Origin of the sequence: Micromonospora sp. NPDC049801, assembly GCF_040656575.1 — a bacterium.
Taxonomy (GTDB): Bacteria; Actinomycetota; Actinomycetes; order Mycobacteriales; family Micromonosporaceae; genus Micromonospora.
Window position 1 is genome coordinate 107,658 of the sequence record NZ_JBFAMS010000001.1, and the last position, 13,885, is coordinate 121,542.

A 13,885-nucleotide genomic window follows, 5' to 3' on the forward strand; every position below is an offset into this window, starting at 1 on the left:
GTTGTCACTCCTATGGGCGTGATGACTGTGGGGCATCTTGATGCCTCACAGTCATCACGCCCACCGGAGTGGCCGGTCCCGCGTTGGCCGTGGCCCGGCGCGCCGGATGACCGCCCGCCTACGGCTGGCGTGCGCATGCGCCGGGCAAGCCGCGGGCCCGGTGTGGCGTGCGGCGGGGGTGGTCAGGAGACCGTCCAGAGCAGGTGGTTGACGGCCAGCGCGGTGAGCGCCTGCGCGGCCAGCCACCAGCGTCGCGAGGTCGCCGGGAGATGGGCGGTGGCGACCAGCAGCCAGCCGACGAACGGCAGCCAGATCCGCTCTACCTCGGCCTTGCTCAGCCCGGACAGGTCCGCGCCGAGGACCGCCACCAGGGCCGCCAGCGGTAGCAGCACCGTGGGGCCGGCTGCGCGTACTCCTGCTGCCGTAGGCAGGGCCAACCGCCCGGCGGCCCGCCAGCCGGGCGCGGCCGCCAGCGCGCGGCGCAGGGCCGGCCCCAGGACCGGACCGGCGCTGAGCAGCAGCGCGGCCAGGTTGGCCCACACCCAGTAGGCGTACGGGCGGTCGGCGGCCCAGCCCTGGTAGTACCGCTGGACGACGAGGTGGTAGCCGTCCCACCAGTGAAACCCCGCCGCGACGAACACCGCCGTCACGGCGGCGACGCCGACGGCGGCGGCGAGCAGCGCGCCCAGTCGGTGGGTACGGCGCAGCGCGACCACGGCCAGCGCGAGCACACCCACCAGCAGGAACCCGTACGACAGGTGCAGCGCGAAGCCGAGCACCGCCCCACCGGCCAGGGCGGCCACGCGGCCCCGGACCGCCAGCAGCGCCAGACCGGCCGCGACCACGGCGGCGAAGATGCCGTCGGCCGAGGCGCCCACCCAGACGGCCCCGGGCAGCAGCACCAGGAAGGGCACGACCGCGCGGGCCGCGTCGGGCGCGCCGAGCGCGCGCAGCGTCACCGGCACCGACACCGCGATCGTGGCGCCGAGCAGGACGCAGGCCAGCGCGGCTGCGGTGCCTCCGCCGAGGCCGACGCGGTCCAGCCAGACGAAGATGAGCAGCGCGCCCGGCGGATGGCCGGCGGTGTGGGTGGACCAGGAGTCGGGTTGGAAGTCAACGATCCGGCTGGTGAATCCGGCCAGCATCGTCGGGATGTCGGTCACGCCGGGAACCTCGTGCAGGTACTCGGCCTGCGGGGTGAGCCGTCGGGTCAGCCCCGCCGACGCGCCGTCGACCAGGGCCAACGACATGGTCCAGGCCACCGCCGTCAGCCACGCGGCAGCCAACAGGCGGCCCCACCGGGCGGTGCGGGCCCACCGGGCGCCCCAGCCCACCACCGCGACCGCCACCACCAGCGCGGCCGGGCTGCCCCAGCCGACGTGTGGCCGCCACGTCGCGTACAGCGGAGCGGCGTCCGCGTGCAGGCCGCCGCCGCGCGCGTTGAGCAGGGCCCCGACCAGCACGGCGACGCCGAGCAGCGCCGCTTCCAGCCCCAGCACGAGGAGGTCTCCGCCGGGGCGGCGAGGCGGGGTCCGCCCGGGGGCGGTGGCGTAAGCGGTGGTCGAGGCCATGACCACCGGACGGTACGGCGACAGCCCACCCTCGCGCTCGCCAATCGGCGGCCCGTCACCGGACGGTAAGAAATGCCCGGGCGGTAAGGGTTCGGTAAGCACATTTCGGCCTCCGCCGCGCGCGCGTCGCCCTAGCGTCGGCGGTATGGCGACTGAGATCGACGTGGTGCTGCCCTGCCTGGACGAGGCAGCCGCCCTGCCGGGTGTGCTCACCGCGCTGCCGCCCGGCTACCGGGCCATCGTGGTGGACAACGGCTCCCGGGACGGCTCGCCCGAGGTGGCCGTCCGGCACGGCGCCCGGGTGGTGCACGAACCCCGACGCGGGTACGGCGCGGCGGTGCACGCCGGCCTGGAGGCCGCCGACGCCGAGCTGGTGTGCGTCCTCGACGCCGACGGGTCGTTCGACCCCGCCGAGCTGCCGGCCCTGGTGGCACCCGTGTCCGCCGGTACGGCCGACCTCAGCGTGGGTCGGCGTCGGCCGGTCGGGGCGGGAGTGTGGCCGTGGCACGCCCGTGCCGGCACGGCGCTGGTCGCCGCGTTGCTGCGCCGTCGGGGCGTACCGCTGCGGGACCTCAGCCCGATCCGGGTGGCCCGCCGCCAGGCGCTGCTCGACCTCGGTGTCACCGACCGGGCCTTCGGCTACCCCCTCGAACTGCTGATCCGGGCCGCCGCCGCCGGCTGGCGCATCCACGAGACGGACGTCACCTACGCGCCGCGGGCCGCCGGCACGCGGTCCAAGGTTTCCGGTTCGGTGCGGGGCACCCTGCGTGCCACCCGCGACTTCGCCGGTGTGCTGCGGACCGTGGACGGCCCTCGGTGACCGTCCTGCTGGTGGTCGCCAAGGCGCCGGTCGCCGGGGCGGTGAAGACGCGGCTCTGCCCACCGGTCACGCCGGCCCAGGCGGCCCGGATCGCCGCCGCCGCGCTGCGCGACACCCTCGACGCCGTCCGCGCCACCCCCGGTGTCACGCCCGTGCTGGCCTGGTCGGGTCGGCTGGCCGAGGCGGAGGACGCCGACGCGTTGACCGCCGCGCTGGACGGCTGGTCGGTGCTGGAGCAGCGCGGCACCGGGCTCGGCGAGCGGCTCGCCAACGCGTACGCCGAGGTCGGTGCCGCGTACCCCGGGCGGCCGGTGGTGCAGATCGGGATGGACACGCCGCAGGTGACGCCGGGCCGGCTGGCCGCGGCGGTGGCGGGGCTGCGCGCCTCCGACGCGGTGCTCGGTCGGGCGCACGACGGCGGCTGGTGGTCGTTGGGGCTGCGCGACCCCCGGCACGCCCGGGTGTTGCGGGACGTTCCCATGTCGACGCCCGACACCGGTCGCGACACGTGGGCGGCCCTGACCGGGCGTGGCCTGCGGACCGCGCCGCTGCCGGTCCTGCGGGACGTCGACAAGTGGTCCGACGCCCTCGCGGTGGCCGTCGAGGTTCCCGGCGGACGCTTCGCCCGCCAGGTCGCGGCGGTCCGCCTCACCCTGCTGCCGGAGGGCCGGCGGTGAACCCCGTCGACACCGCCCCGGTCGAGGCCGCGCCGCCGGTACGGTCGCCGTCCGGGCCGACGCCGCGCCGGGGGTACGACGGATCCGGCGACCCCTTCGCCGCCGCGCTCGCCGCCGACCGGGTGGCCCTGCGGCGGTGGCTGGTGCACGGCGACGGGGTCCGTAGCCGGCTCCCGGTGGACCGCTGGCACGGCACGGCCGAGTCGGCGGTCACCGGCCTCGTCGCCCGCTGTGGTGGCCCGACGCTCGACCTCGGGTGCGGGCCGGGCCGGCTCACCGTGGCGCTGACCCGGGCCGGCCGGACCGCGGTCGGCGTGGACGTCTCGCCGACGGCGGTGCGGCTCACCCGCGCCCGTGGCGCGGTCGCGGTGCACGGCGACCTGTTCGGGCCGCTACCCGCCGAGGGGCGGTGGGCGCACGCGGTGCTGATCGACGGGAACATCGGCATCGGCGGCGAGCCGGTGGCGCTGCTGCGCCGTTGCCGGGACCTGCTCGCGCCGGGTGGCACGGTCCTGGTCGAGCTGGAGCGGCCCGGCGCGGGGTCGTGGCAGGGCCAGGCCCGGGTGGCCGCCGAGCAGCGGACCGGACGGGTGCTGCTGGGCCCGGTGTTCCGCTGGGCCCGGGTTGACGCGCGTGCGGTGCCCGCGGTCGCCGACGCCGCCGGCCTGGCGGTCCAGGACGTGTTCCGGCAGGGGCGGCGCTGGTTCGGTGAGCTGCGGGCGAACCGCTGAGAGGGCGGGCGTCAGGCCGCCGGCAGGCGCACCACGAACCGGCACCCACCGCCGACGTTCTGCACGTCCACCCGACCGCCGTGCGCCTCGACCAGTCCGCGTACGATCGCCAGCCCCAGCCCGCCGGAACCCTCGCCACCGGGGCGGGGCGTACGGGCCGGCTCGCCCCGGAACGCGACGTCGAACAGTCGGGGCAGGTCGTCCTCGGGGATGCCGCCGCAGGTGTCGGCGATCGCCAGCCAGGCGGCGTCGCGTTCAGATCCGGCGTCCACCCGCACCGTGCCGTCGCTCGGCGTGTAGTGCACCGCGTTGAGCAGCAGGTTGCCCACCACCCGGGCCAGCTCGGGTTCACTGGCCAGCACGGTGGGCCAGCCCGACTCGGCGGCCTCCAGTCGGATGCGCCGGGCCTTCGCCAGGGGCGCGGTGCCGGCGAGGGCGTCGGAGACGACCTCACCCAGCGGCACCGCCGACAGGGTCAGTCGCAGCGCGCCGGCGTTGATCCGGGACAGCTCGAACAGGTCGTCGACGAGTCGGGTCATCCGATCGGTCTGCACACGGATCCGCCGGTGATACTCGGCGACCGTCGCCGGGTCGTCGACCACCCGGTCCTCCAGCGCCTCGGCCATCGCCCGCAGGCCGGCCAGCGGCGTCCGCAGGTCGTGCGACACCCAGGCGACCAGGTCCCGGCGGCCCTTCTCGACCCGCCGTTCCCGCTCCCGGGCCTGGGCCGCCCAGACCGCCGCCACGGCCAGTCGACGCCCGAAGTACCAGCCCACGCCGAGGCTCACCACCGCCGCCGCGGCGACCGTGAGCAGGACGACCTGGAGGTCGTGCGGGGACAGGAACATCGCCTGGGCGACCACCACCACTCCGGCCACCACGGCGACCACGGCGATGGTGAGCAGGACGCACACGTGCACGGTGATCGACCGGTGCCGCAGCAGCCGCAGGGTCAGCGCGCCCAGCAGACCCACGCCGAGCGCGGCCGCGAGCGCCGCCCCGAAGATCAGCGCCAGGTCACGCATCGGCCGGCTCGTACCGGTAGCCGACGCCCCAGACCGTGACGATGCGTCGTGGCTCGGCCGGGTCGTCCTCGATCTTCTCCCGCAACCGGCGGACGTGCACCGTCACCGTGGACTGGTCGCCGAAGTTCCACCCCCACACGCGTTCCAGCAGCTCGGTGCGCTTGAACGCCCGTGTCGGGTGTCGCATCAGGTGCGCCAGCAGATCGAACTCGCGCAGCGTCAGGGCCAGCTCGCGGCCGTGCAGGCGGGCGATCCGTGGCCCGGTGGCCACCTCCAGCCCCGCGTCGGCCAGCAGTTCGGCCGCCGGCGCGGCCGGCTCACCGGCCCGGCGCAGCACCGAACCGACCCGCAGCACCAGCTCCCGCGGCGAGAAGGGCTTACTCAGGTAGTCGTCGGCGCCGAGTTGCAGCCCGAGCACCCGGTCCGCCTCGTCGCCGCGCGCCGTCAGCATGATGATGGGTACGCCGTCCGGCCGCTCCCGCAGTCGCCGGCACACCTGCAACCCGTCCAGCCCGGGAAGCATCAGGTCCAGCACGACCAGGTGCGGCGGCCGGTCCTGGACGGCCTCCAGGGCGGCCAGCCCGTCCGCGACGTGACTCACCTCGTACCCGGCGTGTTCCAGGTAGCGGCAGACCACGTCGCTGACCGTCCGGTCGTCGTCGACCACGAGCACCCGCTGCGCCACCGGTCACCTCCCCGCGGCCAGCCTAGCCAGCACCGATGCGGCCGGCGATTTCGCAGACCTTGTGGTCTCCTTACGTTCCGTACCCCAGTCGTCCCGACGCACCGACTGGCCGGTCCGCCTGGTGACGGCGAGGCCTGTGGTGCGCAGTGGGCTGCGTACGATGCGGGGCTGAGTTCCCTCGTCGCGGCGGAGGTATCGGGCAGATGGCAGGCCAGCACGAGGGTTTCGCCCTCGGCGTCGACCTCGGTACGTCCAACACGGTGGCCGTGCTGCGCTGGCCGGACGGTCGGACCCGGCCGGTGCTGATGGACGGTCAGCCGGTCAGCCCGTCGGCCGTGTACGCCGACCCGGACGGCACGCTGCACGTCGGCTGGGACGCCCGGCGGCTGGCGCAGGCCGATCCGGCCCGGTTCGAGGCGAACCCGAAGCGTCGGGTGGACGAGCCGACCGTGCTGCTCGGTGACCGGTCGTACCCGCCGGCGGAGTTGCTCGCCGCGGTGCTGGCGGCGGTCGCGCGGGCCGCGGTGGGTGCGGTCGGCTTCCTGCCTCCGGCCGTGCTCACCTGTCCGGCGGCCTGGGACGAGTCACGGCGGCAGGTGCTCGCCGACGCGCTGTTGCGGGCCGGATGGCCGCAGGCCGCCGAGCACACGCTCGCCGGGCCGACGCCACCGGGCACACGTCTGCTGCGTGAGCCGGTGGCCGCTGCCCGCTACTACACCCAGGTCCTGCACCGGCCGGTGCCGGTCGGTGGCGCGATCGCGGTGTTCGACTTCGGTGGCGGGACGCTCGACGTCGCGGTGTTGCGCAACGAGGGCGCCGACCCGTGGGGTGACTCCGGGTTCCTGGTGGTCGCCGACGGCGGTCTGCCCGACCTGGGCGGCCTCGACCTGGACGCGGCGCTGGTGCAGCGGGTCGGCGAGCTGCTGGGCGAGCGGCACGCCCGACGGTGGGCGCGCCTGGTCCGCCCGTCAGACCCGGCGCAGCGCCGCGACCAGGTCCGACTGTGGGACGAGGTACGCGGCGCGAAGGAGACGCTGTCCCGTTCCGCTGTGGCGCCGGTCGCGGTGCCCGGGGTGGCCGAGGCGGTGCGGTTGACGCGCGACGACGTCGAGCGGGTGGCGGCGCCGCTGTTGCGTCGTGCCGTGGAGCGCGCCCGGGAGGTGATCGCCGCGGCCGGCCTGCGCCCCGACCAGCTCGCCGGGCTGTTCCTGGTGGGCGGCTCCTCGCGGATTCCGCTGGTGGCACGAATGCTGCACGCCGAGCTGGGCGTGGCCCCGACGGTGCTGGACCAGCCGGAGCTGCCGGTGGCCGAGGGCGCGCTGACGGACCTTCCGCTGCGCCGAGCGCTGCCGGCGTACGCGGGACCGCAGGCCGTCCCGCAGGCTTCACCGGCCGGCCCGCCCGCGCCGGTTGCGGCGTCGACCGTGCCGGCCCCGGCCGGTCCGCCGGGCGTTCCGGCTGCGGCGGAGAACGCGCCGACCGTGCCGTCGCAACCCGGGCCGGCGTCGGCCAGGCCGAGCGGATCGGCCGGGGCGGACGGCTCGGGTTGGCAGCCGGCGCCGCCGGGCGTCGCGGGCACCCTGGTCGGCGGGGCGGGAGCCACCCCGACGCCCACCCCGCCCATCCCGAGCGGCGGTACGACCTGGCGGCGGGCCCGGTGGGTGGTGCTCGGGGCCGTGCTCGCCCTGGCCGGGGTGGCCACCGCGGCGACGCTCTACCTGCTGCGGGACCGCTATCCGGACCTGGAGTTCGGGCCGCTGCGCGAGCTGTCGAGGCCATCGGCCGGCGCCGAGCGGCCCAGCGGCATGTGGACCGCGGTGCTCGGCGACCGGGCCTATCTCGGGTACCCGCTGCCGGACGACCGGCTGGAGGTGGTCGCCGTCGACACCGGCACCGGCGACGAGCTGTGGCGCAGGCAGACCGGCGTCACCGCCGACGACTGGACCGGCCTCGTCGCCGTGCCGGGGGCGGTTGCCGTCCTCGCGGACGCGCCGGGCGACAGCACTCCGCGCGAACTGGCCGTCCTGGACGCCCGGTCCGGCGCCCAGCGCTGGCACCGGACGGTCCGCGGCGACGACGACGTCTACTTCTCCGACGACACCGCCGTGCTGGTGGACCGGGCCGCCGGGCGGCTGGTCGGCCTGAAGCTGGGCGACGGCACCGACAAGTGGAGCAGGCCCAACCCGCGTGACCAGTACGGCGGGGCGCGTACCGTCGTCGAGCCGGTGGGCACCGACGCGGCGGCGGGCGGGCCGGCCTTCCTCGGCGGCGCTGCCCGCGACCCGTGGACGGGCAAGGGGCGACGACTCGTGCAGATCGGGGCGGACCGCTCGGCGCGGCTAGTCGACATGTCCTCCGGCTCGGTGCTGCGCGAGTGGGGCAACGTGGCCGACCTCGACGACCTGGTGGTGGCGCACGAGGACCGCCTCTTCGTGGCCCCCACCGACGGCGGGTACCAGGTGCTGGCGTACGACCTGGGTTCCGACGCGGCGCCGGTGGTCGTCTACCGGGCCGAGAACGCGGAGTACCGGCCGAAGGCGCTGGTGGCCTGCGGCGAGCGGCGGGCCTGTCTGGTGCAGGTACGCAACAGCGACGCCGAGCACACCGAGGTGGTGGCGGCGACCGAGGGGAAGTCGGCGATCTCCTGGTCGGCGCCGGGCGCGACCGGCCTGGTGCCGGTCGGCGAGCAGGTGCTCACCCAACGGGAGTACCCGAAGGCGACGGTCACCCTCTTCGACACGGCCGGCAAGGCGTTGCTGGCCGACCGCCCCGGCGTGGCGGCCCGACTGGACGCCGGCAACCTGCTCGTCTTCGCCGAGCCGACCAGCACGGTGGCGGACAACCGGAGCGTGGCCGGCGTGTGGGCCGAGTCGGGCGACGTCGACGAGTTGGGCCAGCTCGTCGACGTGCGCAGCGCGTCCTGCTCGTGGAACACGCGGGTGATCGCGTGCGGCGCAGACAAGGACTTCGTGCTGTACCGGTTCGCCGACGACTGACCGCCGGCCGGACAGATGCCGGTGGAGTGCGCGACGGATCCGTGGCGGGCGGCCCGTAGGATGCTCCGGTGAATCTTCGGGGTACGGTCCGCGCCGATCGTCCGCTGGTGGTGCTCGCCGTGGGGGAGGAGGCCCGCTACCTGCCGGCCGAGCTGCCGGTGCTGCTCACCGGCATGGGCAAGGTCAACGCCGCCAGCGCGGTCGCGGCGGTGCTGGCGGCCGGCCCGCGTCCCAGCCTGCTGCTCAACCTGGGTACGGCCGGCGCGCTGCGCCCCGGCTGGACGGGTATCCACGAGGTCGCCACCGTGCTCCAGCACGACCTGGACACGGCTCTGCTGCGTACCCTCACCGGTCAGACCTACGGCGCGCCGCTCGCGCTGGCCGCCGAGGGCGCGGTGCTGGCCACCGGTGACACCTTCGTGGCCGACGACGACGCGCGGGACCGGCTGGCGCAGCGCGCCGACCTGGTGGACATGGAGGGGTACGCGGTGGCCTGGGCCGCCGCGCAGGCCGGGGTGCCGTGTCGGCTGGTCAAGCAGGTCAGTGACGAGGCGGGGGAGGGCGCGGCCCGGACCTGGCGGGAGTCGGTGGACGCCTGCGCCCGCGATCTCGCCGAGTGGGTCGGGCGCCACCTCGGCTGACCGCGCTGGGTCACCCGGCGGGCCCGCGCGGTCGGAGTCCGCGCGTGGTCTCCCGGTCGCCGGAGCCGGGGATCAGGACGTGCCCGGCCAGTGCGAGCGCCACGATCGCGGTGACCAGCACCGGTGGCCAACCGCCGGCCCAGGGCAGCACCAGTAACGGGAGCAGTTGCGTCGCCACCCGCCGCCACGGCACGCGGGTGGACAGCAGGTAGGTGAACAGCGCCCGGCCGAGCACGAACACCAGCGGCCCGCCGATGATCAGCATCAGCCACCAGGCCGGGGTCGTGCCGCTCGGACGGTTGACGACCAGGTCGACGGAGGCCGCCGTGATGGTCACGCCGCCCAGCAGCACGAGGTGGGTGTACGGGGCGATCCGGGTGGACCGGCCGGGCGCGGAGGCCGCCGCGGTCTCGAGCAACTCGCCGGCGCGAAACACGTAGATCTGCCAGAGCAGCAGCATGATGGCGAACGCGCAGAGCAGGGCAGCGATCCGGAGGCGGTCGAATTCGCTGCGGCTGAGCTCCAGGGTGGGTATCAGGATGATGTCGCCGAGGGCCAGGATGACGAACTGCTGGTACCGCTCGCCCAGGTGCGCGGTGGTCCGGTCGTACTGGTCGAGAGGCACCCGGCCGAGCCACGGGGTGGGGTAGCGCGCCGCCGCGGCGAGCACGTCGATCGCGATCGCGGTGGTCCAGATCCACAACCGCCCCGAGTCGACCAGCACGCCGATGATCCAGAGGACACCGGAGACCAGAAACCAGAACAGGAACCGGGTGGCTCGCGCCATGGCCGCTCGGTGCCGCTGCCGGTACAACGTGCTGACCAGGACAATGCCGCGCACCACGTGGGTGCCGACGTAGGCGAGCGCGAAGACCGTGGCCTGCCCTCTGGTGATCATCGGCAGCGCCGCCGCCATCCCGACCGACCCGACCATGGCCACCATGAGGATGAGCTGGATCGGGCGCTGCTGCGGATCGTAGAACTCGGTGGTGGTCGTGGTGACCGACCACGTCCACCAGATCGCGGTCAGCATCAGCGCCACCGCCGTGCTGCGGCGCCAGGAATGCTCGTCGGCGAGCAGCGTCGAGGTCTGCGCGAGCGCGGCCACGAAGACCACGTCGAAGAGCAGTTCGAGCAGCGTCGCCCGGGTCGACCCGTCCGGCCGGCGTACCAGCGCCGCGGTGCCTCCGGTGGTCATGCCCGGCCTCCCGCCGTGTCTTCGAGGATTATCGGCGGCGGGGGCGCGGCACGTCCCCGGTTCGGCGATTCCCGCTGAGCGGGGAAGAGGGCGACCGGAGGTTGCCACGGCGGGCCCCCCGGGTGACGCTTGTCGGCATCCATCGATCTCGATCTCCGTCGGAGGTTCGGATGCGTCGTTCGCCGCTCGCCGCCCTCGTCCTGACCGCCCTGCTGCTCGTCGCGCCGGGCGCGGCACAGGCCGCCCTCCCCGCTCATGCCGCGCCCGACGCGGCCGGTGCCCTGTCCGGGGTACGCACGCCGGGCGTCGCCTGGGGCGCCGACCCGGCCACCGGCCGGATGACCGTCACCGTCGACGACACGGTGACGCCCGCCGACCTGGCGAGGCTGCGGGCGGTGGCCGATCGCGCCGGCGCGCTGCTGCGCCGGGAGCCCGGCACGCTGCGCACCCTGATCGCCGCCGGCCAGGGCATCTACGGCGGCGGTAGTCGTTGCTCGCTGGGCGCGAACGTGCGCAGTGGCAGTACCTACTACGTGGTCACCGCCGGGCACTGCACCGGGACCGTCAGCACCTGGTACGCCGACAGCGCGCAGACCACCGTCCTGGGCACCCGCACCGGCACCAGCTACCCGGGCAACGACTACGGGCTGATCCGCTACACGGGCCGGATCGCGCATCCGAGCGCCGTCTACACCTATCCCGGGCTGCTGACCATCAACGGACCCGGCACCGCGTACGTGGGTCAGGCGGTGTGCCGCAGCGGCGTCACCACCGGCGTGCGCTGCGGCACGGTCACCGGGCTCAACCAGACCGTCAACTACGCCACCGGCGTGGTCTACGGCCTGATCCGCACCAACATCTGCGCCGAGCCGGGGGACAGCGGCGGGCCGCTGTACGTGGCGTCCACCGGCACCATCATCGGCATCCTGTCCGGGGGCAGCGGCAACTGCACGTCCGGTGGAACGACCTACTACCAGCCCATCGCGGAGGTGCTGGCGGCGTACGGACTGACCCTGCCCTGATCGCTGTTGCGCTCAGCGCAACGGGTTGCTCACGTGGCACAACGCGCCTAGGCTCGGCGGGACCCCGGACCCCTCCACGAGGACGTGCGCCGCGATGCCGAGCGAGCCCCGACCCGACCGCACGGCCACCTCGACCGGCCCGCCGCCGGCCGAGGTGGTCACGGTGGGCGAGACCATGGTGATGCTGTGCCCGCCCGCGGGCGAGCCGCTGGAGCGCGCCGAACGCGTCACCGTCTCGGTCGGCGGCGCGGAGTCCAACGTGGCCGGCTACCTGGCCCGGCTCGGCCACCGGGCGACCTGGGTGGGCCGGGTCGGCGACGACCCCTTCGGCCGGCTCGTCGTGCGGCACGTCGCCGACACCGGCGTCGACGTCGACCTGGTGGCGGTGGACCCGGCCGCACCCACCGGCCTCTACGCCAAGGACCCCGGCCCCACGGCCACCGCCGTGCACTACTACCGAGCCGGCTCGGCCGCGTCCCGAATGGACGGCGACACGCTGGCCGACCCACGGCTGGCCGGCGCACGGGTGCTGCACCTGTCCGGGATCACCCCGGCGCTCTCGGCCTCCTGCCGGGCGCTGGTCGAGCGCGCGGTGACCGACCGGCCACTACCGGGCGCGCTGGTCAGCTTCGACGTCAACCACCGGGCCCGGCTCTGGCCCGCCGAACGGGCCGCGCCCGTGCTGCGCGACCTCGCCGACCGCAGCGACCTGGTCTTCGTCGGGCAGGACGAGGCGTACGCCCTCTGGGGCACGAGCGATCCGGCCGCCGTACGCCGACTGCTGCCCGGCCCCCAGGCGGTGGTCGTCAAGGACGGTGCGGTCTGTGCCACCGTCCTGTTCCGCGACGCCGAGCCGGTCGTCGTCCCGGCCCCCCGCGTGTCGGTGGTGGAACCGGTGGGCGCGGGTGACGCCTTCGCCGCCGGCTACCTGGCCGGACTGCTGCGCGACCTCGACCCGACGCGACGGCTGCGCCTCGGTCACCTCGTCGCCGCGCAGGCGCTGGGCAGCACCGGTGACGACGCGCCGCTGCCGCCCTGGTCGTGGTTCGAACGGCTGATCGACGGTCCCTGGTCGCCACCCGACCTGACCGCCGCCCGAGCAGAGGGCTGAGGGGTGTCCGAGGGCGTCGACCGGGCGATGCGCGCGCTCGAACTCCTGGCCCGCGAGCCGGCGCAGCTCGGCGGCGTGGCCACCCACCTGGGCGTGCACAAGTCCACCGCGCTGCGCCTGCTGCAGTCGCTCGAGGCGGGTGGCTTCGCGCGCCGCGCCGACGGCGGCTGGACGGTGGGTCTGCGGCTGATCGACCTCGCCCAGCAGGCCCTGGACTCGCTGGACGTCCGCGCGGTGGCCCGCCCCCACCTGGCGGCGCTGGGCCGCGACTGCGGGCACACCATCCACCTCGCGCAGGTGGTCGACGACGACCTCGTCTACGTCGACAAGATCGAGGCCCGGGGTCAGGTCCGCATGTACTCCCGGATCGGCCGCACCGCGCCGCTGCACGCCAGCGGGGTGGGCAAGGTGGTGCTCGCGTACGGTCCGACGTCCCGGGTGTCCCAGCTGGTCGACGGCGGCACGCTGCCGGCGTACACCCCGGGCACCATCTGCGACCCGGCGGAGCTGCGCACGGAGCTGGCGGCCGTCGCCGCGCAGGGCTGGGCCGCCGACGACGGCGAGTTCGAGCCGCTGATCAACTGTGTGGCGGCACCGGTCCGACAGGCCGACGGCGCGGTCACGGCCGCGGTGTCGGTGACCGCGCCGACGGTGGTGGCCACCCTCGCCGACCTGCGCGCCCTACTACCCCGACTGCTGGCCACCACCCAGCAGATCTCCCGCGACCTCGGATGGAGTGGACCATGACCACAACGGACTTCGCGCACCTCTTCGGCGGCGCCCGGGTGATGGCGATCCTGCGCGGCCTGCCGGTCGCCGAGACGGTCCGGCTCGCCGAGCGCGCCTGGGACCTCGGCATCGAGGTGGTGGAGGTGCCGGTCGCCACCGCCGACGCGGTGCCCGCCCTGCGCGCCGCCATCAAGGCGGGCGCGGCGCGGGGCCGGATCGTCGGGGCCGGCACGGTGCTCGACGACGAGACGGTCGCGGCCGCCGCCGACGCGGGCGCCGCGTTCACCGTCGCGCCCGGCCTGGACCTCGCGGTGGCCGACGCCGCCGCCGCGCGCGGTCTGCCGCACCTGCCCGGCGTGGCCACCCCCACCGAGGCGCAGGCGGCGCTGCGGCACGGCCTCACCTGGCTCAAGGCGTTCCCCGCCATCTCCCTCGGCCCAGCCTGGTTCAAGGCCATCGCCGGCCCCTTCCCGCAGCTCCGCTTCGTCGCGACAGGCGGCCTGGACGCCACAAACGCCGCCGCGTTCCTGGACGCCGGCGTACGCGTGGTAGCAGTCGGCTCAGCCCTAACCGACCCCACCCAGCTAGACCACCTAGCCAAACTAACCACCCAAGCCTGACCCGCCCCGCCCCCGCCCCGCCCGCCGGTCTGCGCCGTCGATCATGGACTTGTGGTGGG

Annotated in this window: 13 protein-coding genes; 9 read left to right on the top strand and 4 right to left on the bottom strand. The window is 75.3% G+C overall.

Features of this window, described 5'->3' with window-relative positions; genetic code table 11:
* Positions 1-182: 182 nt before the first annotated feature.
* Complete coding sequence (locus AB0I89_RS00525) at positions 183-1,499, bottom strand: hypothetical protein (RefSeq protein WP_357119384.1); 1,317 nt, start codon at positions 1,497-1,499, stop codon at positions 183-185.
* 217 nt (positions 1,500-1,716) lie between these two features.
* On the opposite strand from AB0I89_RS00525, the gene AB0I89_RS00530 reads away from it, so the two are divergent.
* The 3 genes from AB0I89_RS00530 (at position 1,717) to AB0I89_RS00540 (ending at position 3,799) form a co-directional block, all read left to right on the top strand.
* The gene (locus AB0I89_RS00530; protein WP_357117810.1) at positions 1,717-2,391 is read left to right on the top strand and encodes a glycosyltransferase family 2 protein; all 675 of its coding nucleotides are present in this window, start codon (positions 1,717-1,719) and stop codon (positions 2,389-2,391) included.
* The gene (locus AB0I89_RS00535) at positions 2,388-3,068 is read left to right on the top strand and encodes a DUF2064 domain-containing protein (RefSeq protein WP_357117813.1); all 681 of its coding nucleotides are present in this window, start codon (positions 2,388-2,390) and stop codon (positions 3,066-3,068) included. Before AB0I89_RS00530 ends, AB0I89_RS00535 begins: the two co-directional genes overlap by 4 nt.
* A 122-nt stretch (positions 3,069-3,190) precedes the next feature.
* Positions 3,191-3,799, top strand: coding sequence for a class I SAM-dependent methyltransferase (locus AB0I89_RS00540; protein WP_357119387.1), 609 nt, complete (start codon positions 3,191-3,193; stop codon positions 3,797-3,799).
* An 11-nt stretch (positions 3,800-3,810) separates the two neighbouring features.
* On the opposite strand, the gene AB0I89_RS00545 is transcribed toward AB0I89_RS00540, so the two are convergent.
* On the bottom strand, positions 3,811-4,824 hold the full coding sequence (locus AB0I89_RS00545; RefSeq protein ID WP_357117816.1) for a HAMP domain-containing sensor histidine kinase: 1,014 nt from the start codon (positions 4,822-4,824) through the stop codon (positions 3,811-3,813).
* Complete coding sequence (locus AB0I89_RS00550) at positions 4,817-5,509, bottom strand: response regulator transcription factor (RefSeq protein ID WP_357117819.1); 693 nt, start codon at positions 5,507-5,509, stop codon at positions 4,817-4,819. Before AB0I89_RS00550 ends, AB0I89_RS00545 begins: the two co-directional genes overlap by 8 nt.
* Before the next feature lie 203 nt (positions 5,510-5,712).
* Here AB0I89_RS00550 and AB0I89_RS00555 point away from each other — a divergent pair, with 203 nt between their 5' ends.
* Together AB0I89_RS00555 and AB0I89_RS00560 are read left to right on the top strand one after the other, a co-directional pair.
* Positions 5,713-8,505, top strand: coding sequence for an Hsp70 family protein (locus AB0I89_RS00555; protein WP_357117822.1), 2,793 nt, complete (start codon positions 5,713-5,715; stop codon positions 8,503-8,505).
* A 68-nt stretch (positions 8,506-8,573) separates the two neighbouring features.
* Entirely contained in the window at positions 8,574-9,146 is a 573-nt protein-coding gene (locus AB0I89_RS00560; protein ID WP_357117825.1) for a nucleosidase, read from the top strand.
* Positions 9,147-9,156: 10 nt separating this feature from the next.
* Here the strand turns inward: AB0I89_RS00560 and AB0I89_RS00565 are convergent, their stop codons facing one another.
* Positions 9,157-10,344 (bottom strand): low temperature requirement protein A, encoded by a 1,188-nt coding sequence (locus AB0I89_RS00565; RefSeq protein WP_357117828.1) that lies wholly within the window; start codon positions 10,342-10,344, stop codon positions 9,157-9,159.
* A 170-nt stretch (positions 10,345-10,514) separates the two neighbouring features.
* Here AB0I89_RS00565 and AB0I89_RS00570 point away from each other — a divergent pair, with 170 nt between their 5' ends.
* The 4 genes from AB0I89_RS00570 (at position 10,515) to AB0I89_RS00585 (ending at position 13,826) form a co-directional block, all read left to right on the top strand.
* Positions 10,515-11,366, top strand: a complete 852-nt coding sequence (locus tag AB0I89_RS00570; RefSeq protein ID WP_357117831.1) for a S1 family peptidase — start codon at positions 10,515-10,517, stop codon at positions 11,364-11,366.
* Between the two features lie 94 nt (positions 11,367-11,460).
* A complete protein-coding gene (locus AB0I89_RS00575) occupies positions 11,461-12,477 on the top strand; it encodes a sugar kinase (protein WP_357117834.1) in 1,017 nt (338 codons plus the stop codon).
* A 3-nt stretch (positions 12,478-12,480) separates the two neighbouring features.
* The gene (locus AB0I89_RS00580) at positions 12,481-13,224 is read left to right on the top strand and encodes an IclR family transcriptional regulator (RefSeq protein ID WP_357117838.1); all 744 of its coding nucleotides are present in this window, start codon (positions 12,481-12,483) and stop codon (positions 13,222-13,224) included.
* A complete protein-coding gene (locus AB0I89_RS00585; RefSeq protein ID WP_357117841.1) occupies positions 13,221-13,826 on the top strand; it encodes a bifunctional 4-hydroxy-2-oxoglutarate aldolase/2-dehydro-3-deoxy-phosphogluconate aldolase in 606 nt (201 codons plus the stop codon). The genes AB0I89_RS00580 and AB0I89_RS00585 overlap by 4 nt, the downstream gene beginning before the upstream one ends.
* Positions 13,827-13,885 lie beyond the last annotated feature (59 nt).

Bases quoted from the DNA above. Each gene is read 5' to 3' on its own strand.
- AB0I89_RS00575 (WP_357117834.1), top strand. From the start codon at position 11,461: ATGCCGAGCGAGCCCCGACCCGACCGCACGGCCACCTCGACCGGCCCG.
- AB0I89_RS00585 (WP_357117841.1), top strand. From the start codon at position 13,221: ATGACCACAACGGACTTCGCGCACCTCTTCGGCGGCGCCCGGGTGATG.
- AB0I89_RS00570 (WP_357117831.1), top strand. From the start codon at position 10,515: ATGCGTCGTTCGCCGCTCGCCGCCCTCGTCCTGACCGCCCTGCTGCTC.
- AB0I89_RS00530 (WP_357117810.1), top strand. From the start codon at position 1,717: ATGGCGACTGAGATCGACGTGGTGCTGCCCTGCCTGGACGAGGCAGCC.
- AB0I89_RS00545 (WP_357117816.1), bottom strand. From the start codon at position 4,824: ATGCGTGACCTGGCGCTGATCTTCGGGGCGGCGCTCGCGGCCGCGCTC.
- AB0I89_RS00565 (WP_357117828.1), bottom strand. From the start codon at position 10,344: ATGACCACCGGAGGCACCGCGGCGCTGGTACGCCGGCCGGACGGGTCG.
- AB0I89_RS00555 (WP_357117822.1), top strand. From the start codon at position 5,713: ATGGCAGGCCAGCACGAGGGTTTCGCCCTCGGCGTCGACCTCGGTACG.